This window comes from Eudoraea adriatica DSM 19308, from assembly GCF_000382125.1.
GTDB lineage: Bacteria > Bacteroidota > Bacteroidia > Flavobacteriales > Flavobacteriaceae > Eudoraea > Eudoraea adriatica.
Genome location: NZ_KB907552.1, coordinates 186,253 through 209,097, shown reverse-complemented (window position 1 = coordinate 209,097; position 22,845 = coordinate 186,253). Strand labels below are relative to the sequence as shown.

The following is a 22,845-nucleotide window of genomic DNA, read 5'->3' as shown; positions in this document are numbered from 1 at the left end:
AGAAAGTCCTTTGAATACCGGCACTTTTACAGTCACTTTGGATACACCAAATACATCTGGCGGTAATCTTGCAATTAGCTATGCGGTTACCGGAAGTGCTACAAGTGGCTCAGATTATACGCCTTTAACAGGAACGGTAAATATAGCGAACAATGCATCTAGTGGCACGATAACGGTAACACCAATCAATGATGCGGCAGTAGAGGGACCTGAGACGGTGATAGTCACTTTGTCAAATGATGCAGGTTATACGGTAGGTACTCCTAACAATGCAACAGTTACAATCACCAGTGAAGATGTAGCCCTGGATGAAATTAGCATCAACAACGTTACCCTTACTGAGGGTAATGCAGGAACCAAGGCCTTTATTTTTGTGGTAAGCGTAGATGGTGGAGGCAATGCTAATAATAATATTACATTTACAATTAATACTGTTAATGGTAGCGCAACAGCGGGTTCTGATTATGTTCCTATTTCAGGGGGTAGTGGAATAATTACTTCGGGAAATCCAAGCACAACCATAACAGTAACTGTAAATGGGGATATAGCAATTGAGGCTAATGAGACCTTTAATGTAAACCTAAGTGTGCCGGTGAATGCTATCATTACAGATGGAACAGGACTGGGAACGATAACTAACGATGACAGTTGTGCTGCAGGAACTTCAGCCCCTGCTTTTAATGGGGGGGTCACGGAATTATGCGATAGTAGCGGGCAGGATCTGGATGCTTATACAAATACCCCGGCACCTCCTAATTCGGTACTTACATGGAGTACCAATTCCGATCCTTTAAATACAGGAGCACATTTATCAAGTAGCGTTGTAACCGGTTCTGATAGCTATTATGGGTTTTTCTATGATGCACTTAATGATTGTGCCAGCCCGGTACTGCAGATAGATCTTCAATTTAATACAACACCTTCGGCAGGAACTACCACAGATACAGCGGCATGTAATAGAGGGAACAATAGTGTAACAAGAGTAGATTTAGACGATTTCATTACAGGTGAAGATAATGGTAGTTGGGCCTGGACCAGCGGCCCTACGGAGGTAACTCCGGATTTTTTCAATAGGGTTCAGTTTGATGATGTTGATGATGAGGACCTGGGCGTATATGTATATACCTATACTACCAATACAGCCCAGGGGGCTTGCTCAGAGGCCACAAGCACTGTTACAATATCGGTAACCGCATGTGAATTCGATTGTGATGTTGCACCACCAATAATAATTCCAACCGTACCTACTACATATTGTGATGAAATAGACCCTGCCCTTAGTTTGGATGATTATACGGATGGGAGCGAACCACCGGGCACTATTTTAGTTTGGAGCAGGAATCCTAATCCAACAGATCCTGCTACCGATCATTTAAATCAGGCTGAGAAAGACAATCCCACCGTTGGAACGTATTATGCTTTTTTTTATGCCACGGACGACTTATGCTGGAGTCTTTCTTCAGATGTTACTCTTGTAGTTAATAATACCCCTGTCATAACGGCGACGACAAGCGACACCCTCTGTGGGTCCGGGCAGGCCTTACTTACGGTTGAAGGCGTAATCCCTCCCGGCACAACTAATCCAAATTTTAACTGGTATGCCACAGAAACCAGTACAGATGAAGATGAAGAGGTTTTATCTAATTCAGATTCGTATACCACACCTGTTTTAACGGAAACGACTTCCTATTGGGTGGAGGCTACCGCCAATGGTTGTACTTCGGCAAGACAAGAGGTAATAGTTACCGTAAATATAGAACCCTCTCCCGGGACTCCTGTAAACGGTTCTGCATGCAGTATTGCGGCCAATGGTATTACAACAGTAGATCTCGATGACCTCCTTATTGGTGCAGATCCCGGTGCCTGGGCAATTATTACAGATCCATCAGGAGGAAGTGTTGTCATTGACGGTGATAATATCGTAGATTTCATGGGACTTTCAGTCGGGAATTATGAGTTTACTTATACCACTAATACGGCGGTTCCGCCATGTGTGGACCAGACGGTCACGGTAACCATAACGGTAACGGATTGTATTAATGATATTTCTATTGGACCTGGCGTGACTCTTCTGGAGGGCAATAGTGGTACTACGGTCTTTAGTTTTAGCCTGAGCCGTACGGGTGATATATCTGTGCCTGCCACGGTTGACTATACTGTTACGGGTAGCGGTGAAAATCCTGCCGATGCAGAGGACTTTGTTGGTGGTACATTACCCGTTGGCACGGCAAATTTTATTGCAGGTTCACCTGTGGGTACTCTAAATATAAATGTAAATGGTGATCTGACTGTAGAGCCTGATGAAACTTTTACCGTTACTTTAAGCAATCCCAGCGGCGGAGCAACCCTTGCTACAGCAACCTCACTGGGAACAATAAGTAATGATGATGGTATAGGTACAGGTATTGATCTGGAAATAACCAAAAGTGTAGACGCTCAAATTGTCGAGGTTGGGCAGGAAGTAATTTTTACGGTTACTGTAAACAATCTGGCAAATATCAATGTATCGGATGTACTTATAAGTGATGTATTGCAAAGCGGCTTTGAATATGTATCTGAGACTGCTTCACTGGGGGCATATGACAATACAACAGGAGAATGGTTTATTGATGAATTACAGCCTTTGGCAAGTGCAACCCTGGATATCACGGCAATAGTTTTAGATGGAGGGGTTTATTCCAATACTGCAACACTTTTGGGCTCAGTACCCCAGGATATTAATGATGCAAATAATGAGGATACCGTTACAATAATTATTGGTGCTCCTCAGGCTGCAGACCTGCTGATTGAAAAAACTGCAGAAAGCGCAAACCCATTAGTTGGAGAAGATGTTGTATTTACAATTATTGTTACTAACCTGTCATTGGAGGGTACGGTATCACAAATTGTGGTTGAAGATATAATACCGGATGGACCTGATACCGAGTTCGTTTATTTGTCCCATACGCAGGATCTGGGTGTTTATGAACGAGCAACCGGCATATGGCAAATACCCAGTCTGGCGCAAAACCAACAGGCAACACTACAGATCACCGTAAATGTGCCTATATCTGGTATTTGGGGCAATACTGCAACTATTATAAGTCCTCCGTTGGTGGCAGGAGCAAATCCGGAAGCATTTGTACGGGTGAATGTAAACGAACCAACCAATACGGAACCGGGTTTCCTTTTCAATCAGTTTTCACCTAATGGCGATGGGACAAATGATTTGCTCAAGATTAATGACCTGGAGGATTATCCTGATAATTACCTTCAGATATTTGACAGGTATGGGAATAAGATATATGACATCCAGGGTATGACAGACGGGAATACCTGGGATGGAACAAGAAATGGAGAACAGGTCCCTCAAGGCACCTATTTTTATATATTGGACTTAGGAGATGGTTCAGAAATTAGAAAAGGCTGGATTCAGCTCATAAGATGATTAAATTTATGACTTGTACAACAAGCAGATTTTTAACTCGTAATGTCTTCTTATTACTAGGCTTTTTCCTGGTCGTGGTAAATGAGAGTTATTCACAGCAAGAACCGCAGTATACCCAATATATGTACAATATTGGTAGTTTTAACCCGGCATATGTGGGTACTGTGGAAAATATGGATATTACAGGCCTATACAGGGCACAATGGATAGACATTGACGGAGCGCCGAGGACTATCAGGTTTGGGGTTAATTATCCTCTGGAAAATGAAAAGATGGGGCTAGGTTTTAATATCCAAAGTGATCAGTTGGGTCCTACGACAAATACTTTTGTAGATATTTCATACTCGTACCAGCTAATGCTCTCTGCCAACACTAAGTTGTCTTTTGGTATTGATGCCGGAGGGTCATTTTTAAATGTTGATTTTTCTAAGGGAGATTTTGAAAACCCCGGAGAGCCTATTTTAGGGCGGGAGCAAATCAGTAATTTTTACCCCACGCTAGGAGCGGGTTTATTTTTATATCAGGACAAATGGTACCTTGGCGCATCAGCACCTAACTTTTTGCCCAACGGGCTTTATGATGATGATGTAGCTCAGGTTATAGATGATAAGTTGCAGTTCAATTTTATAGGAGGTTATGTTTTTGATTTATCTGAAAAGCTTAAATTTAAACCTGCATTTTTATTTAATCTTATATCGGGAGCACCGGTAACGACAAATTTGTCGGCTAACTTTCTAATTAATGATGTGTTAACTGCAGGTGCGTCTTACAGGTTTGATAATGCGATAAGCGCTTTGGTAGGGTTTCAGATATCTAACGGCATGTTTGCCGGATATTCTTACGATTATAATACCAATCCAATAGGTGAATATAGTAGTGGTTCGCACGAAATTATTCTTAAGTTTTATATTGGAAGAGGAGCCAATACCAAAAAGGAAAAAAACGAGAACCTTAAGGGCAAACCAAAACAAATAGATTCACCAAGGTTTTTCTAAAAGTACAGGCAATGAAATATAAATTCTTAATTCTGATTGCTTTTCTGTTTGTCGACAGCTTTTCCTTTGCCCAGGATAAAAAATCAAAAGGAGATGATTTCTTTTTTGAATACAAATACACCCAGGCCATTTTTGAATATAAAAAGGAGAAAAATGAACATCCTTTAAGCAAAAGGCAATTACTGAATTTAGCAGATTCCTATTTACATACAAAGAACTACAAAAATGCTACCGACACTTATCTTGAGGTATATAAAGAGGATACTGAAATAAGCACATACCATTTTAATAATATGTTGCAGGCAATGGCCAAAACTTCCGGTCAGGATAGAGTAAAAGCCTTCCTGGCTACAAAAACTGATGTCTTGTCCAATGAATTGCTGGAAAACGCCGAATTTAATTATGAACTCCAGGAATCGGAAAAGGCAGATGACCTGGTGTATGAAATTTTCAACATAAATGCCAATGGTCCTGCCTCTGATTTTTCACCTTCCTTTTACAAGGATGATAGAATGCTGTTTACCAGTACCAGAAGTCTTAGTGAAAATAAGAAAAAAGGCTACCGCGAAAGCGAATACCTGGAAATATATGTAGCCAAAGTAGGATCGGATGATCAGATACTCAACCCTAACCCATTTTTAGATATTCCGGAATCAAATTTCCATCAGGCAACACCTTTTTATTCAGAAACCATGGATGCTGTATTTTATGTAAGCTCTAATGCAGCAGATGGGGTGCTGACTTTTGATAGTAATGGTAAAAATAGTCTGGCAGTAATGATGACTTCAAAAGATGGTACCGCCCAATATTTATTGAGGGATCCAAGCACATCTTTTTACTACCCCTTTTATGATGCGAAGACCAGCAGACTTTATTTTGCGGCTAATTTCCCTAATGGTTATGGAGGTACAGATCTTTATTATGTAGATACTAACGAAGGTAAAATTATGTCTGCTCCCATAAATTTAGGCTCGAGGATCAATACACCGGGAAACGAGATCTCGCCATTTGTTTTTGAGAATAGCCTATTTTTTGCATCGGATATTTTTTATGGACTTGGTGGCATGGATATTTACAAGTCCGAATTGCAGAATGATGAGTCTTTTAGTATTCCTGTAAATTTAGGAATGGGTCTTAATTCCGGGGAAGATGATTTTGGTTTTATTATCAAGAACAATGAAACAGAGGGTCTAATAGGCTATTTTTCGTCAAATAGAAAAGAAGGTAAAGGAAAAGATGATATTTATGGATTTCAAGTTGCTGATAAACCGGGTCTGAAAACATTGGTCCTTAGGGGACAGGTAAATAATACAACCTCAAAAGAGGGGGTCTCAAAGGCAGCGGTGAGGGCGTACGATACTGACTTAAATCTTATTAAGGAAGTTTATACAAATGAGGATGGAACATACAGGCTTGAAATTCCATGGAGAGAAACTCTTATGCTTGAGGCATCCAAAGAACGATACTCTGAAACAATCCGCTCTTTTGATGAAGCAGCAATTCAGAGTCTTGAGGATAATAGTTTAGTTGATTTAGAACTCTTGTTTCTGGATGACCTGGTAGAGGAGAAGGAAGATCAGACTGTAATTAAAATGAATAAGTTCTATTTTCAAAAGGGCAGGTACGCTATAACTCCGGAAATAGCGGCCGAACTTGACAAAGCCGTCGTTGCGGTAAAAAGTTTTCCTCAATTGCAACTACGAATAGAATCTCATACCGATAGCCGTGGTGGAAGTGCTACAAATTTCAGGTTATCACAAAATCGCGCTGATGCCATTAAAGACTACCTGGAGCAAAATGGTGTCTCATCTTCAAATATTTTGTATACCATTGGTTATGGTGAGGATAAGTTAGTCAATACCTGCAAAAGTGGGGGATTCTGCCCGGAACAATTGCATAATCAGAATGAACGGCAATTAATAGTCGTCTTAAATTACGATCTCATATATTAAGGTTCTCTATTTATTATAATTGTTGTGAGCATTCTGTCCATTACGGATGGGTGAATACATCCAATACTTCTTTTATCATAGTTCTTAAAGGGCACATCAAAAAATTTACCTTACATGCCCGTTAATTATTGGGAATACTTATATTTAGAAAAATAAATTTTCATGGGTCACAATTCTAAAGCCAAAGAATATTGGAAAAAAAACCTGCAGTATCTCGCTATTTTGTTGGGTATTTGGTTTTTGGTATCCTATGGGTTTGGAATACTGTTAAAGGATGAGCTGGATACTATTCAATTAGGCGGATTTAAACTGGGTTTTTGGTTTGCCCAACAGGGGTCTATTTATGTCTTTGTCATCCTAATTTTCATATATGTAAGATTAATGAACCGACTGGATAAGAAACACGGGTTCGACGAATAAACCAGATCAACCAAACATACCAACCGTATGGATGTACAGACATGGACACTGACCATTGTTGTCTTAACTTTTTTACTTTATATAGGAATTGCAATATGGTCCAGGGCCAGCTCCACTAAAGATTTTTATGTGGCCGGAGGCCATGTTCCTGCCTGGGCAAACGGCTTGGCTACCGCAGCAGATTGGATGTCTGCCGCATCCTTCCTCGGAATGGCCGGGTTAATATCATTTAGCGGATACGACGGATCGGTGTATTTAATGGGTTGGACCGGAGGATATGTACTTCTTGCTCTTCTCTTAGCTCCCTATCTCAGAAAATTTGGACAATTTACTGTGCCTGATTTTATTGGAGACCGTTACTATTCCAATATAGCCCGCTCGGTTGCCGTTATTTGTGCACTGCTGGTTTCATTTACCTATGTAGCCGGTCAGATGCGAGGGGTAGGACTCGTATTTTCCAGATTTCTGGAAGTCCCAATTAATACAGGGGTTATTATTGGAATGATTATAGTTTTGTTTTATGCCGTTTTAGGGGGCATGAAAGGAATCACCTATACCCAGGTAGCTCAGTACTGTGTGTTGATTTTTGCTTTTATGGTACCGGCTATTTTTATTTCAATTCAAATGACAGGTAGTTCTATTCCTCAATTGGGGATGGGAAGCGATGTTATTGGAGAAAGTGTTTCCTTATTGGATAAGTTAGACGGATTATCCACAGCGCTTGGATTTGACGAATATACCAATGGCTCCAAGCCTATGATAGATATATTTTTTATCACTGCGGCATTAATGGTAGGAACTGCAGGCCTGCCTCATGTAATTGTAAGGTTTTTTACGGTCCCTAAAGTCAAAGATGCCAGAAAATCTGCTGGGTATGCATTGTTTTTTATAGCCATCTTGTATACCACGGCGCCTGCAATCGCTGTTTTCGCGAGAACCAATTTAATAGAGACCGTTAGTAATAAAGATTATGCCGGAATGCCCGCTTGGTTCTCTAAATGGGAAGCTACCGGCCTCTTAAAATTTAATGATAAAAATTCCGATGGAATTATTCAATATGTTGCTGATCCTGAAATTAATGAACTGCAAGTAGATAAAGATATTATTGTACTAGCCAATCCTGAGATCGCTAATTTACCCAATTGGGTAATAGCATTGGTAGCGGCAGGAGGCCTTGCAGCTGCACTTTCAACGGCAGCAGGTTTGTTACTCGTTATATCTACTTCCATCTCACATGATTTAATCAAAAAACAATTTAGCCCGAATATTTCAGATAAAAATGAATTGATTATTGCCAGAATGTCTGCTGTGGTAGCGGTGTGTATTGCAGGTTATTTTGGGATTAATCCACCAGATTTCGTAGCCGCTACAGTAGCTCTGGCTTTTGGCTTAGCAGCCGCCTCCTTTTTTCCTGCAATAGTGTTGGGTATTTTTTATAAAAAGATGAATAAGGAAGGCGCTGTAGCAGGAATGGTTGTTGGGATGGCTGCCATGTTATTTTATATGCTGAAGTTTAAGTTTGATATGTTTGGAGGAGGTACATCAAAGGATTGGTGGTTTGGAATTTCCCCCGAAGGCTTTGGTACTGTGGCTATGTTACTTAACTTTATGGTATCCATAATTATCTCCATTTTCACACCGGATCCTCCAAAAGAGGTACAGGAAATTGTGGAGGATATTCGAATACCCAGTGGGGTTAAGGAGGCAAGTTTTCATTAAAATAAAATTGGCATGAGTAATTATCATATTAAGCATTTAGAAGAATATTTTCAGGTATATCGCAAGTCCGTTCAGAATCCGGAAGCTTTTTGGGAAGAAATAGCCGAAGAGCATTTTGTATGGCGCTCAAAATGGGATAGGGTACTAAGTTGGGATTTTACGAAGCCTGAAATTAAGTGGTTTGAAGGTGCCGAACTCAACATAACGGAGAACTGCCTGGACAGACATTTGCCTACTAAACGCAATAATACTGCAATCATATTTGAACCCAATGACCCTAAAGAAGAAGCACAGCATATTACTTATGGACAATTACATGAAAGTGTATGCAGGATGGCCAATGTACTCAAGGAAAACGGCATAAAAAAAGGTGATCGTATTTGCGTGTACCTGCCAATGATTCCGGAATTAGCCTATACTGTGCTGGCCTGTGCCAGGGTCGGTGCTATACATTCCGTTGTTTTTGCAGGATTTTCTTCAAATGCATTGGCTACAAGGATTAATGATTGTGATTGTAAAATGGTAATTACTTCTGACGGTTCTTACAGGGGAAATAAAATTATAGACCTTAAAGGTATTGTAGATGTTGCCCTTGAAGACTGCCCGGGAGTGGAAAAGGTTTTGGTTACTAAGCGCACCGGGGGAAAGGTTAAGATGAAGAAAAACCGGGATTTTTGGCTGAAACCATTGCTGGACGAGGCCTATGCAGATAATGATGCTGAACGTATGAAATCTGAAGACCCTCTTTTTATACTCTATACATCCGGATCAACGGGGAAACCCAAAGGTATGGTGCATACCTGCGCCGGTTATATGGTTTATACGGCCTATACCTTTAAGAATATATTTCAGTACAGGGATGGTGATGTATATTGGTGTACCGCGGATATCGGCTGGATTACAGGTCATTCCTATATAATTTATGGCCCATTGGCCAATGGGGCAACTACGGTAATGTTTGAAGGCGTTCCTTCTTATCCGGATTATGGAAGGTTTTGGGAAGTAGTTGAAAAGCACAAGGTAAATCAGTTTTATACTGCACCTACTGCAATAAGGGCTTTAGCCAAGGAAAATCTTGAATTTGTAGAAAAATATGATCTTTCTTCCCTTAAAGTTTTAGGATCTGTCGGGGAACCAATAAATGAAGAAGCCTGGCATTGGTATAATAACAATGTTGGACATGGTAAAAGCCCTATTGTAGATACCTGGTGGCAAACAGAGACCGGTGGAATAATGATCTCGCCTATCCCATATGTCACTCCAACAACCCCCACTTATGCCACATTGCCCTTTATAGGAATTCAACCTGCCCTCATGGACGAAGAAGGTCATGAAATTATGGGAATTCAGGTAGACGGCCGACTGTGTATTAAGTTTCCATGGCCTTCAATGGCAAGAACCATATGGGGTGATCATGAGAGGTATAGGGATACTTATTTCACGGCATATAAGAATAAATATTTTACCGGGGATGGTGCTATGAGAGATGAGGTAGGATATTACAGGATTACGGGGCGGGTAGATGATGTGATCATTGTTTCAGGCCATAATTTGGGGACTGCACCAATTGAAGATGCCATAAACGAACATCCCGCAGTAGCTGAATCTGCCATTGTAGGTTTTCCACATGATATAAAAGGCAATGCACTTTATGGTTTTGTGATTCTTAAGGAAATTGGTGAAGCCAGGGATAGAGAAAACCTAAAGAAAGAAATAAACCAGCAAATCACCGAACATATTGGTCCTATTGCTAAATTAGACAAGATACAGTTTGTACCCGGTTTGCCTAAAACTCGAAGTGGCAAGATCATGAGACGTATTTTACGAAAAATAGCCTCCGGAGATACAGAAAACCTGGGGGATATTAGTACGCTCCTTAATCCTGAGGTAGTAAAAGAAGTTATGGATAACGCTTTGTAATATTTAGCGATCATATTAAAAAAGCAACATCCAGCAATAATAAATTGCAAATAGCGAAAGGAATATTATGCCGGCAAAAGTAAGGACCTGCAAACCTTTGCCTGGATGAAAATGGTTAGGCAGATCATGGCTCATGACATTTTTTAGATTCATATAACCCACTATCGGAGCCAATACAAAAGAGACAAAAGTTGCCAGGGCTACCAGGGTTCCCATATTTGCTCCAAATGCCTTAATTACAATAAAGTTGACCATTGCCAAAAGAATAACCCCCGAAGCGTAATACTTTCTCCCTGAAAAATCTTTGCTTTTAGGCGTAAGCAAACCCACTATGTCGATACTTACCCTTGATATCGCATCATGAGCAGTCATACAGGTGCTAAACATGGTAGCAAAGGCAGATACGGCAATAAAGATATAAGCCCAGTTACCAATATGTGTTGTAAACAATTGCACAACCTGATCTGCAAAAGTGGTAGCATTACTGCTTAATTCCGTATTTGTACCATATAGGGTCATCCACCCGATGATTAAAAAGAAAATGGCGAGGACAGCAGTCATCAAATACCCGGAATTGAATTCATGCAACGCTTCTTTTAATGAGGGTTTAGCCTTATTCAATTTATATTTTTCCAGGCTCCATAAGCTAATCCAGCTGGAAGCTTCAACAGCTGTAGGCATCCATCCTATTAACCCAATTAAGAACAAAATACCCACCTCATTAAATATTGGTGGTCTTACAAAATCAGACACCGGTTCCACCTGCCCTTTGTAAATTACCAATAATGTGGTCACAAGCAATGCCACAAATAAAATGGATATCACAAATTTTAAGGAAATTTCCAGAAAACGGTAGCGACCTATGATTAGCAGGGTGCTAATAAATACGAATAAACCAAGTGCAACGGTGGCAACAGAAATATGTTCAACATTAAAAAGGTTAATAAACAACCCGGCAGTTACTACATAAAGAGCAGCGAGGATCGTAAATGTGGTTACCAGGGTAATAAAGGCATATAGCCATAAGTAAGCTCGGCCTCTATTGAGATACCCTTCTATTAAGGTTTTATTGGTGACATTGGTATAACGTATTCCAAATTCGAAAAAGGGGTATTTTAAAATATTGGCCAGGATGATAGGAACCACCATAACCCATCCATATTGTGCACCGGCCTTGGTAGATAAGACCAAATGTGATGTTCCTATGGCCATACTGGCAAACAATAGCCCGGGACCAAGGTTTTTAAGCAACGTTTTGAATTTGGACATATACGGTTGGGTTAATTTTCAGGAACTAAAATAGGTTATTTTATCTCAATTTTTTCACCGTAAAAGCGGGGTTGTGTATTTAAAAGAAGGTCTATAAATACTTTTACCCGTGCAAAATATTCCCTGAATTGAACTTTAATACCGTGCTTTCCGGAAATTCCCCTGGCATTAAAACCAATTGCCTTCAGGCCTTTTTTTCTTGCCAGATATACGGCCCTTTCATTGTGAAATTGTTGGGAAATTACCGTAACACTATCAAGGCCAAATATATATTTTGCCCGTACCATGGAGTCAAGGGTGCGGAACCCGGCATAATCCAAAAAAATTTTTTCCTCCGGGATACCCCCTTTTACCAGGTCTTTTTTAATTGTAGTGGGTTCATTATAGTAGATGCTTCCATTATCACCACTAACCAAAACGAACTCTATTTTCCCGGCATTATATAAAGTTATAGTTGCGTCGATGCGATGTTTATAATAAGGGTTTATGCCTCCTTCCACCAGCATTCTTGATGTGCCCAATACAAGGCCGACTTTGTTTTTTGGTGTAAGGGCCGGATCAGTAAAGGTTTTTCCTTTTGCTGAAATTTCGATGACAAAATTGGAAATTACTACTACTAAAATTGATAAGAGTATTGCTACGGCTACAAAAAAACGATATTTCCTTTTTATGGATATTTTCATTGCAATTTTAAAGGTAAGGAAACAGTCTTTATCTTTTTGGGCATATGGATAAAATCAAAACAAAAAATTATTGCGACTAAATTATCACCGGATAATTTTTTTTAAGATGTGATCTTTACCAATAGGTTAACAATATGTGAATGAATTTCAGAAGTTTGATATTTTTGCGTACTTCGTAAAAAATTCAAGAAATGACATTATTTATTGACATGGATGAAGTGATTGCAGACACTTATAGGGCGCATATTTCACTTTATAATAAAGAATTTGATGAAAACCTTACCGTGGAGGAATGCATGGGCGGAGAAGTATGGCAAAGTGTGCCTGAGAGTCGAAGGGACAGGATTCACAGGCACTGCCATGAAGTTGGATTTTTCCGGGCTCTGCCTCCTATAGAAGGAAGTAAAGAGGTAATAAAGGAGTTGACCAATAAATACGATGTTTTTATTGCATCGGCTGCCATGCAGTTTCCAAATTCATTGATTGAGAAACATTATTGGTTAGATGAGCATTTTCCTTTTATAGATTGGAAACGGCGAATCCTGTGCGGGGATAAGCACATTCTTAAGGGGGATATACTCATTGATGATCGTAAATACAACCTGGAAAATTTTGAGGGTAGATCCATTATGTACAGCTCACCTCATAACATACATACAAATGGGTTTGAGCGGGTTGATAGCTGGGAGGAGGTCAGCCAAAAACTATTGTAATCTTAATTGGATAATTTTTTACCTTTAATTAGAAGAAATCCTTCCTTTATTTTGCTGGCTAAATCATTTACCATTCCCATCCAAAGGCCAGTTTCCAGTAGTAATCAGAATCACTTGCCCCGGTCGTAGGTTGGTTATCATAATTCAAAGTAATACCTGTTTTTACATAGAAGTCAAGTGGCAGATCATACTTTAAGTCAAAATTCCAGTCTGCACGCCAACGACCGCTTTCGCTTAAACTGGGATATGTTATCAAACGTGTAATCAGGCTTATATCTTCCGCATCAAAAATATTGAGTTCAGTACCCAATATTCCTTCAATAGTTGACCTGTCTTCCGCATCACTGGAAAATTGTTCGCTGTTATAGGATAAACCGGTTAAAACCCCCCAATATATTTTGTTGGTGTTCACCAGGTATTTTCCAACTCCCATAGAAACAATCGTCCTTAAATCTAAAAGTTGTTCGGTATTAGACAACAATGAAATCTGAGGTGACAGGTACCAGTCTTTTGGAAGAAAATAATTAAAAACAAAAGCGGCGTCTTCCCTTCTGATATCTTCAGCATTATCCTGGGTAGAACGAAGCATATTGGCATTAATCAATGCCGACCATTTGTCTTCAGTGTATTTTAGGTTAGTACCAAAGGTGAACTGTCTTAAATTGTTAGCCTTGGTAAAGCTTATACCAAAATCAACAGCGGCATCAAGCCGGCTCCAAAAACCCTCATTAAGAGGTTGAAGGAATACTATTTCAGCAATCTGTACTTCAGCTTCATCGGCACCTTCCCTGTTCGTAATAGTAATTGAGTTATCCTCATTGGTACTTAAGCTGCCAATAATACGCCTTCCATCGGTTAGGCTTGTCAAAAAAACAGTTTGGGTATAGATTTTTTTAATCTCCAGCCATTCTATTGTAAAATCAGAATCACTGTAGTTGGTTTCTATCGTTAAGACTCCTCTATTCATAGATTTAACCTCACCGTATATTAAAGTATTCGTATCTAAATGCAGTGTGTCTATTTGTGCATAACTTGCCGTACATGCACTTATTAGGAGTATTAAACAAAGAGCTGTTTTTTTTATCAAAAGGAATTATTTTAGAGATATAAAAAAATAAATCTTTATTGGAAGCAAAAAGCCGGCCATTAACCCATAATTCCGGACCTAAGATTGATAATAAGTCGAAATCAGTGGATTTTAATACTAATAATTTGGGTATAGACTAATCTACCCTTTTAAACCCTCCTTCTTTAAAACGAAATCTTGCCATGATTCCCCAATTGCTTGTATAAAAGTCAAAATCATTGGTTACTGCAAATCCTGGCCTCCAGTCGAATCCTATAGTAAGGGGAAATTTAAAAGAATATTCTACTCCGAAATTACCGGCAATATTAAAATCAAAGTCATTTTCAAAGAAAAATTCAGGTCCCACTCCAGGGTAAAATTTTAGTCCGGAAGGCCCGTCAGAAAGTGCAAACATCCAGTCAAAATAGGTGCCAATACCAAAATTATCCAAATATACCGTAGGGTGAAGCCTTGGTGAAATTCCAAGTGGTATGGTAGCATCTATACCGGTATTATCGCCAAAACGAACACCTGCTTCAATATTGGCTTGACTAAACATTGTAGTACTAAATGCTAAACATAATATTAGCATTACGAATAAATTTTTTAGCTTTTTCATTGATATATGGTTTAGTTTAAAATCTACTTTAATTAGTGTTAAAATTAAGTGAAAAAGGCCAATTTAAAAAGGAAAAACCAGAAAATATTAACATTTAAAATATCTGTTCAAGTAGTGGTTTATGATGCTTTAGTTAATTGATCCTTAACATTATAGATACAAGGAATTATTGCTTTATATAATTTTGAAGTTCTGCGATTTTTTCAAAAGAATTAAATGCACCTCCATAGAAGGAAGTCACAGTAGCTGAAGTATTGTCTTTAATGCCTCTTGAAGAAACGCACAGGTGTTTTGCGTCAATAATAACGGCTACGTCGGGAGTGTTTAGTGCCGATTGCAATTCAATTGCTATCTGGTTTGTTAGTCGCTCCTGAACCTGAGGTCTTTTGGCAAAATACTGGACTATCCGGTTTAACTTCGAAAGGCCGATTACCTTTCCTGAGGAGATATAGGCCACGTGCGCCTTGCCGATTATAGGAACAAAATGATGTTCGCAATTAGAGTAAAAGGTAATATCTTTTTCTACCAGCATTTGGTTGTATTGATACTTATTGTCAAACAAAGCAATTTTTGGTTTGTTTTTTGGATCTAAACCCGAAAAGATTTCATCTATGTACATTTTAGCCACACGTTCCGGCGTTCCTTTGAGTGAATCATCATTGAGATCCAGGCCCATAACATCCATAATCTGTGCGAATAATCGCGCAATGCTTTCCTTTTTCTCTTTGTCACTGGCAACAAAAGCATTGGGTTTCATAGGGGTTTCCAAGCCGGTGTAAAGGTGGTCATCACCAATTTCCTCATGAGAGTACCCATTTAATAATTCTTCTGATTCAATAAGTGTATTCAATAGCATATCCTGGTTTTTCATTTCGCGGTATGAATAATTCGTTTCATTTTGTTTATAGAGTAAATTACAAGTTCTGAATGGGGAACTAATTTTTTTAAACTTGTTTACTTTGGCGGGATAAAGATAAAATAATGTTCAATAAAATATGTTAAAGAATAAACAAAAAAATAAATCTTCCAGGTGTGAACCTCGTTAATAATATAATAATAAGAAATGATTTATTGATCAGGTAAGTTTGAATGTCTAAAATGTATATTTAAAAATTAAACATTTATCGTTTTTGTAATACGAATGAATCAGTATCAAACCACTACGTCTTGTTTTAAAACTCAACCTGTGTTCGGAATCTAAAAAATAAAACACAAAAGGAATCACTTCAGGTTAAATATGCGAAATTGATGGAAGAGGCACATCAGTTGCCAACATCAAAGCCTATGCAAAACGATGACAAAGTTTTTGAAGCAGAAGAAGTAATTAAGGATATAGAGAAGCAATAGCTGCTATTTTATTGATTTTTTTTCCAACTGCCGTGCAGCGCATGTTAATACTGGAAAGTGTATAGCAGATTCATCTGGCTATGATCTTTACCATTTTACATTACTTACTGTCTGTTTATAACAATTGTAGGTAAGATAGATGCTTCCTGTAAGTCCGTAACGTAAATCCCTTTTTTAATTCCTCTGAGATCCGCTGAATTAAAACTTAGCCCTTTTTGGCTTTCTTAATTCTTTTGGCTTCTTTTTTTTCTTTTGCAGTTAAGAGCGGTTCTTTTTTGACAGCTTTCTTAGCGTCCCTACCTTTTGACATGATAAAATTTTCTATTCCTTATAAAGTTAGGTATAATTGTTTTAGAGAAGTAATTATTTTTAATAATGAAATTAAAATTACCCAGGGCTTCATGAGAACCTGGGCTACTCAGCAATCAGATCGGACTTTATTATCGAAAAGTTAAACTTATCAGAATATTAGATAAATAAATGCCCCCATTGGGACATCAAATCTATAGTTTCGTCATTTTGAGTTTGGATGTAACTCAAATAATAGTTAGAATCGTAAATCCAACCAGAGATTTTATTGATTCTGATAGAATTACCATTTATTTAAAGGTTGGACCTTTTATAATTACTGTACAAAAAACTATAATTTAATTTTATTCCGGATGAGCATCAAATGGGTTATTTAGGTCTTAAATATGCAGCTGCTTTAATAAATGCCTTATATGGTTTGCAAGACAATCAGGCTCCTGTTGATCGCTATTTTACCCTGGAAGGGCTAAGTGAATTGGTTACAGTTCTTTTGCTTTTTTGTGTTACGCTGATTGTTGTTGTTACCCCTCTTCTTTTACTATTTTGCTGGATTTACTATTCTCAGGATTATGTCAAAAAATACAGGAATAAAGATGCTTTAGCAGAAACAATATCGGGAAACAGGCTTCATTCTAAGGAGGAAGTACTAAAATCAGACAGAATTGGATACATTAAAACCTATAGCAGAATGTTTGGGTTTGGCCTGAGCATTATAGCTTATGGCCTTTCCAGCAACATTTATATGTTCCTGACATTTAGCGAATACAAGGAAGCGCTAATAAATTACTTTAGTTTTCCTTTTAAAGTGTTTAGCAGTTTCAGGATCCTTGAAAGGCTACCTGAAAATAGTATACCCCTGACGGATGTATGGAAGGCAATGCTTCTTATTGTATCCATAGCCGCAGTTGTTTTTTTTGTTGGTTTTTTTATTGGTAAACTAATTGCTACTGCAAAACTGGAAGAGAAACCACGAACTACTTAAACTTTTAATACCAGGCTTGGATTGAAATGATGTAGGGGTTGTTTCAAAATACTTACGGTCATTTACCATAATCATTACAATTACTTAATTATACTCAATGACCTAAGTCATTTTAAACGCTTAACATCTGTGAGATATTTGTATTGGGGATATTTCAAGCCATTTAGCACAAAACGAAGGATCAAACAATATGGGGATATGGGATATTTAAATGTAAGAGGTTATTCTCATTGCTTAGAAAATTTATGATATGAAAACACCGGAAAGTTATTCTCTGCCACATCTGCAGAATTCTCTAATACCCTTGGCTTTTCCGGCTAGCAAAAAGACCACCGTAGCAGGTAAAACTATTTTAGCCGGAGACATTGGGGCAACGAAAACAAACCTCGCACTTTTTGAATTTAATAAAGAACGTCTTTCCTTAAGGAAAGAGCAATCATACCGCACAAAAGATTTCAATGCTTTTATAGAGATGGTGCATACTTTCCATGAGGATAAATTGCCTGATATAGATGGGATATGCCTGGGCGTAGCCGGCCCGGTTACCAGGGGCAAGGTCAAAGGCACAAATTTTCCGTGGGAAATAGACAGTGAAAAAATCAGCACTGAACTTGGTGTTGAATCGGTTGCCCTTATTAATGATATGGAGGCCAATGCATACGGATTGGCGGCGCTTGGGGAGGAGGATTTTGAACTACTAAAAGAAGGGTCAGACATACCGGGGAATGCCGTAATCATTTCACCGGGCACGGGTCTTGGAGAGGCAGGCTTATATTGGGATGGCAGTAAGTACCATCCCTATGCCACCGAAGGCGGGCATTGCGATTTTTGTCCGCGCACAGACCTGGATTGGAAACTTTGGAAATCTTTGCATAAAAGGTATGGACATGTAAGTTGGGAAAGAGTGGTCTCCGGCCTCGGAATAGTAACCAGCTACAAATTTTTAAGGGATTACAGGGGAATTCCGGAACCTGAATGGTTAAAAGATAAAATAAAGCAGGGAGATGCGCCAGCCGTTATTACCGCTGTTGCCCATAAGAAAAGTGACCCAATTTGTGAAGAGACCCTGGATTTATTTATTAGATATCTGGCCATAGAAGCGGCCCAGTTTGCTTTAAAGACCAAGGCCACAGGAGGCGTTTATTTAGGAGGCGGGATTGTCCCAAAAATATTGCAGATGATTAACCGGGAAGTATTTACTGAAAACTTCGTTTCGGCAGGCCGTATGAATCCGCTGCTCCGGCAAATGCCGGTAAAAGTAATTTTAAATGCTAAAACACCACTCCTGGGAGCGGCTTATTATGGGGCTATGGCAAATATGAGCTAGTGAAAAGTTACTATATAAAGCGACTTTAGATTTGCTTCATGTGATTATTTTACAGGCACCAAACTTACTGCGGCTCCACCGCCGGCTGCCAGTTGAAGTGTTAGTGCAGTTGTACTATCCACCTCCATTTCCTCAATAGATATATCAAGCGGATTGTCATCCCAGTGGGCATTTTCCCCGTCGGTATAAAGAATGGCTTTATATTTCTTATTTGGAGATAAAAAATCCAGATTGATGATTACTTCACGTGCATTTTCGTCCGTAATAGACCCAATAAACCATTTTTCTGTTCCCCGTTCCTGCCTGGCTATGGTCACAAAGTCGCCCACTTCACCATCAAGTACCTTGCTTTGTTCCCAGTCAACCCCTACATCACGAATAAATTGAAATGCGGATTGCCCTTCATAATTCTCGGGCAGGTCTGCAGCCATCTGTACGGGGCTGTAGATTACCACATATAAAGCCAGCTGTTGTGCCAGGGTAGTATTTATTTGATTTTCAGGTTTATCCGGCGCCAGTTTTATTTTAAATATCCCGGGGGTAAAGTCAATGGGTCCGGAGAGCATACGGGTAAAAGCCACAATTGGCAAATGTTCAGGCGGATTACCACCATCTGTTGCCCAGGCATTGAACTCCTGGCCGCGCAAGCCTTCGCGTGAAATGGCATTAGGGTAGGTCCTCCGTATCCCGGTAGCCTTAATAGGTTCATGGGCATTGATTGCTACCTTGTGTTCTGCCCCTTTTACCAGGGACTCTCTGTAATTGTTTACCATCCATTGCCCATGGTGGTATTCCCCTTTCGGGATTAGTTTACCCACATAACCTGTCTTTACAGCATGGATATCCAATGACTCCATTAAACTATAGGCCGAATCCATTTGCTGAATATACGTCCTTGGGGCTGCTGAGGTTTCGTGGTGCATGATCAGATCTACTCCCTTTTCTTTGCCATAACGAACAACCTCTTTTAAATCGTAGTCCGGGTATTGCGTAACAAAATCAAACACCCCTTCCCGGTCTTCAAATCCTATCCAATGTTCCCAGCCGGTATTCCAGCCTTCTACCAGGAGGCCCTTTAAACCGTTGGCGGCAGCAAAATCTATATACCTTTTGGCATTTTCCGTGGTTGCACCATGATTTCCGGTTGGTTTCGCATTGGCAAGATTCTCCCAGCTGTTCATGTCCTGCGTCCCGGCGTAATCCCAAGTACTCCTCCCAAGGTGCATCTCCCACCAGATACCAACATACTTCATTGGTTTTATCCAGGAAACATCTCCCAATACATTTGGTTCATTTAAATTAACGATCAATTTTGACTCAATGAGATCACCCGCTCTATCGGCTATTTGAATAGTTCTCCAGGGCGTATTAAAAGGAGTTTCTCTTTTCACTTTATACCCTGTAATGTCCGATCCTACCAGCTCACTTTGCATCGAGAGATTAAGTGTATCAACTTTTAAGGTCATCCCGGCATAATCCGTAAGGTTGGCTTCGTGAAAACTTAAGTAGATCCCATCTTCTGTTTTCATGGTCACAGGCGTATTAACCGCATTTTCGGGGATGTAGGTGGCCGCCAGGTTAGGGTGGTTCCTTTTGCTGATCGCATTGATCTTATTGAAGGGCGTTGTATTGTACATGTGTTCATAAATATCCCAATCTCCCGGTATCCACCAAACCATTGGGTTATTGGTAAGCTTAAACTGCGTATTTTCATCTGTAATGATTACTTCAGAAAGTGCTTCTTGTTCAGGGAAATGATAGCGGAAGCCAATGCCATCATCATAGACCTTGAAAATTACATCAAACTTTCTTTTTGGCTCCTTAATTTCTTCCAGGTTTATGGTCATCTGGTTATAGTTGTTCACAACATTGCGTTGTTCGCCCCAGGGCATTTCCCAGGTTTCATTTTCTGAAGTACTTTCTGAACCTACAACACTTAAGCCTTTGGCCAATGCGGGCTGGTCCTTTAATTCAAAGCCTGCATATGATGTATCAATTACTACCTCACCATTATGCTTCACCAGATAATACATGCTGCCCTGGTCATCCAGGGATATTTGTACTTCATTAATGCCTGATGGAGATTTTACAGTTAGGGACGGTGTTGATTTCTGGCATCCATAGAGGACGGCTAGTGATAACACTAGGCTTAGAAGGTTGATTTTTCTTGTCATGTTGCAATATAGTATATAATTGAATCCTGACAAAAAGCGCTACATCACCAATTGGCTTTTATAGAATGAGTTGAAATCCAGCAGCAATTTCCGGGAATTTTTTGTATCAAGTTGCTTTGAGTATCTAAAAACTAAACTCACCAATATTTAGCTGTATTCTCTTTGCAGCAATTACCTTATTTGCTAGTTTTAGAGCACTTAAATGAAAATTCCATGAAAAACCTATTCTTAGCTTTATTATTGGTATTCTTTGCAGTCAATATTAAGGCACAAGACCGTCTAACCGGGGAAACATTTACAACCCGTTCTGAAATCCTGGCCCGGAACGGAATGGCCGCTACAAGTCAGCCCCTTGCTACGCAGGTGGCCCTGGACATTCTTAAAAAGGGGGGAAGCGCCATGGATGCTGCCATAGCAGCCAACGCTATGCTCGGGCTTGTTGAGCCTGCCAGCTGTGGAATTGGGGGTGACATATTTGCAATTGTATGGGATGCAAAGGAAGAAAAACTCTATGGTTTTAACGGTAGTGGACGCGCACCAGAATCCCTTAACATAGAATATTTTATGGATCGGGGAATGAAGTATGTTCCCTTGCATGGGCCTCTTCCGGTCTCAGTTCCCGGCTGTGTAGACGGCTGGTTTAATTTGCATGAGAAATTTGGAAAACTGACTATTAAAGAAGTATTACAACCGGCTATTAATTATGGACGGGAAGGTTTCCCGATATCCGAGGTTATTGCTTATGAAATGGACTACGGTTCAGAAGGAATAGAAGACCTGCCAGGTTTTGCCGCCACTTATTTGCCAAATGGCCGGCCCCCTAAAAAAGGGGAAGTCTTTAAGAACCCGGACCTTTCCAATACGTATGAAAAGATCGCCAATGGCGGGCGGGATGCATTCTATAAGGGCGACATTGCGCGCACTATAGATGCCTTTATGAAAGAGTACAATGGTTTTCTTTCCTATGAGGACCTGGCAAGCCATACATCCAACTGGGTGGAGCCCATATCCACAAATTATCGTGGTTATGAGGTCTGGGAATTACCACCAAACGGACAAGGTACTGCGGCACTCCAAATGTTGAATATTTTAGAGGGCTATGACATAGCTTCCATGGGCTTTGGAAGTGTTGATTACCTGCATATTCTTACAGAGGCCAAAAAACTGGCTTATGAAGACCGGGCTAAATTCTATGCAGACCCCGATTTTGTTAATATTCCCTTAACCCAACTCTTGTCAAAGGAATACGCGGCACAGCGACGGGCACTTATCAATCCTGATAAAGCGGCGGATATATACCCGGCCGGTGACCTGGAGATTGAGAGTGGAAATACTACCTATTTGACCGTTGCCGATAAGGATGGTAATATGGTGTCGCTTATACAAAGTATCTATTCTGAGTTTGCTTCCGGGATGGTGCCGGATGGCCTTGGCTTTGTTTTGCAAAACCGTGGACAGATGTTTAATGTGCAGGATGAAAACCATGCTAATGCCCTTGAACCTGGTAAACGACCTTTCCATACCATAATCCCGGCCTTTATTACCCGGGATGGAAAACCTCTTGTAAGTTTTGGACTTATGGGTGGCGCTGTACAACCCCAGGGGCATGTACAGATTGTAATAAACCTGGTAGACTTTGGTATGAATCTTCAGGAAGCTGGAGATGCTCCCCGAATGCGGCATCAGGGAAGTTCCCAGCCTACGGGTTCAGTAATGACCAATGGGGGCAGGCTAAACCTTGAAAGTGGGTTTGATTATAAAACCATAAGGGAACTGCGCAAAAAAAATCATAACATCACCTTTGGTGTGGGAATTTATGGGGGCTATCAGGCTATTGGCGTTGATTTGGAAAACAAGGTCTATACAGGAGCCTCGGAATCCAGAAAGGACGGGCAGGCAGCAGGTTACTAAGTTTGGTACAAA

Annotated in this window: 16 protein-coding genes and 1 pseudogene; 11 read left to right on the top strand and 6 right to left on the bottom strand. The window is 39.9% G+C overall.

Going from position 1 to position 22,845, the window contains the following annotated elements:
• The 6 genes from G504_RS19350 to acs form a co-directional block, all read left to right on the top strand.
• Nucleotides 1-3,427: Calx-beta domain-containing protein (locus G504_RS19350; RefSeq protein ID WP_019671178.1), on the top strand; the 3,427-nt coding region annotated here is incomplete at its 5' end.
• An 8-nt stretch (nt 3,428-3,435) separates the two neighbouring features.
• Complete coding sequence (locus tag G504_RS0115840) at nt 3,436-4,422, top strand: PorP/SprF family type IX secretion system membrane protein (protein WP_040444349.1); 987 nt, start codon at nt 3,436-3,438, stop codon at nt 4,420-4,422.
• An 11-nt stretch (nt 4,423-4,433) separates the two neighbouring features.
• Nucleotides 4,434-6,374 (top strand): OmpA family protein, encoded by a 1,941-nt coding sequence (locus tag G504_RS0115835; protein WP_019671176.1) that lies wholly within the window; start codon nt 4,434-4,436, stop codon nt 6,372-6,374.
• A 162-nt stretch (nt 6,375-6,536) separates the two neighbouring features.
• The gene (locus G504_RS0115830; RefSeq protein ID WP_019671175.1) at nt 6,537-6,794 is read left to right on the top strand and encodes a DUF4212 domain-containing protein; all 258 of its coding nucleotides are present in this window, start codon (nt 6,537-6,539) and stop codon (nt 6,792-6,794) included.
• Between the two features lie 27 nt (nt 6,795-6,821).
• The gene (locus G504_RS0115825; protein ID WP_019671174.1) at nt 6,822-8,513 is read left to right on the top strand and encodes a sodium:solute symporter family protein; all 1,692 of its coding nucleotides are present in this window, start codon (nt 6,822-6,824) and stop codon (nt 8,511-8,513) included.
• A gap of 12 nt (nt 8,514-8,525) precedes the next feature.
• Nucleotides 8,526-10,433 (top strand): acetate--CoA ligase, encoded by a 1,908-nt coding sequence (gene acs, locus G504_RS0115820; protein ID WP_019671173.1) that lies wholly within the window; start codon nt 8,526-8,528, stop codon nt 10,431-10,433.
• Between the two features lie 15 nt (nt 10,434-10,448).
• On the opposite strand, the gene G504_RS0115815 is transcribed toward acs, so the two are convergent.
• Both G504_RS0115815 and G504_RS0115810 read right to left on the bottom strand, forming a co-directional pair.
• The gene (locus G504_RS0115815) at nt 10,449-11,702 is read right to left on the bottom strand and encodes an NRAMP family divalent metal transporter (RefSeq protein ID WP_019671172.1); all 1,254 of its coding nucleotides are present in this window, start codon (nt 11,700-11,702) and stop codon (nt 10,449-10,451) included.
• A 35-nt stretch (nt 11,703-11,737) separates the two neighbouring features.
• Nucleotides 11,738-12,385: a SanA/YdcF family protein gene (locus G504_RS0115810; RefSeq protein WP_019671171.1), complete on the bottom strand. Its 648-nt coding sequence runs from the start codon at nt 12,383-12,385 to the stop codon at nt 11,738-11,740.
• Nucleotides 12,386-12,576: 191 nt separating this feature from the next.
• Here G504_RS0115810 and G504_RS0115805 point away from each other — a divergent pair, with 191 nt between their 5' ends.
• Nucleotides 12,577-13,098 (top strand): 5' nucleotidase, NT5C type, encoded by a 522-nt coding sequence (locus G504_RS0115805; RefSeq protein WP_019671170.1) that lies wholly within the window; start codon nt 12,577-12,579, stop codon nt 13,096-13,098.
• Between the two features lie 67 nt (nt 13,099-13,165).
• On the opposite strand, the gene G504_RS0115800 is transcribed toward G504_RS0115805, so the two are convergent.
• From G504_RS0115800 to folE, 3 genes are all read right to left on the bottom strand, one after another.
• Nucleotides 13,166-14,185 carry a DUF481 domain-containing protein gene (locus tag G504_RS0115800; RefSeq protein ID WP_051089574.1) on the bottom strand — a complete coding sequence of 340 codons (1,020 nt, stop codon included), beginning with the start codon at nt 14,183-14,185 and terminating at the stop codon, nt 13,166-13,168.
• Between the two features lie 136 nt (nt 14,186-14,321).
• A complete protein-coding gene (locus tag G504_RS19345; RefSeq protein WP_157473442.1) occupies nt 14,322-14,783 on the bottom strand; it encodes a hypothetical protein in 462 nt (153 codons plus the stop codon).
• A gap of 166 nt (nt 14,784-14,949) precedes the next feature.
• Nucleotides 14,950-15,654 (bottom strand): GTP cyclohydrolase I FolE, encoded by a 705-nt coding sequence (gene folE / locus G504_RS0115790; RefSeq protein ID WP_019671167.1) that lies wholly within the window; start codon nt 15,652-15,654, stop codon nt 14,950-14,952.
• Between the two features lie 338 nt (nt 15,655-15,992).
• Here folE and G504_RS19720 point away from each other — a divergent pair.
• The 3 genes and pseudogenes from G504_RS19720 to glk form a co-directional block, all read left to right on the top strand.
• A pseudogene (locus G504_RS19720) lies at nt 15,993-16,130 on the top strand (Lacal_2735 family protein); the annotation flags it as partial.
• Nucleotides 16,131-16,803: 673 nt separating this feature from the next.
• Nucleotides 16,804-17,421: a hypothetical protein gene (locus tag G504_RS0115770; protein ID WP_019671163.1), complete on the top strand. Its 618-nt coding sequence runs from the start codon at nt 16,804-16,806 to the stop codon at nt 17,419-17,421.
• Between the two features lie 250 nt (nt 17,422-17,671).
• On the top strand, nt 17,672-18,748 hold the full coding sequence (gene glk, locus G504_RS0115765) for a glucokinase (RefSeq protein ID WP_019671162.1): 1,077 nt from the start codon (nt 17,672-17,674) through the stop codon (nt 18,746-18,748).
• Between the two features lie 44 nt (nt 18,749-18,792).
• On the opposite strand, the gene G504_RS0115760 is transcribed toward glk, so the two are convergent.
• Nucleotides 18,793-20,922, bottom strand: coding sequence for a glycoside hydrolase family 97 protein (locus G504_RS0115760; protein ID WP_019671161.1), 2,130 nt, complete (start codon nt 20,920-20,922; stop codon nt 18,793-18,795).
• 213 nt (nt 20,923-21,135) lie between these two features.
• On the opposite strand from G504_RS0115760, the gene ggt reads away from it, so the two are divergent.
• Nucleotides 21,136-22,833: a gamma-glutamyltransferase gene (gene ggt / locus G504_RS0115755; protein ID WP_019671160.1), complete on the top strand. Its 1,698-nt coding sequence runs from the start codon at nt 21,136-21,138 to the stop codon at nt 22,831-22,833.
• Nucleotides 22,834-22,845 lie beyond the last annotated feature (12 nt).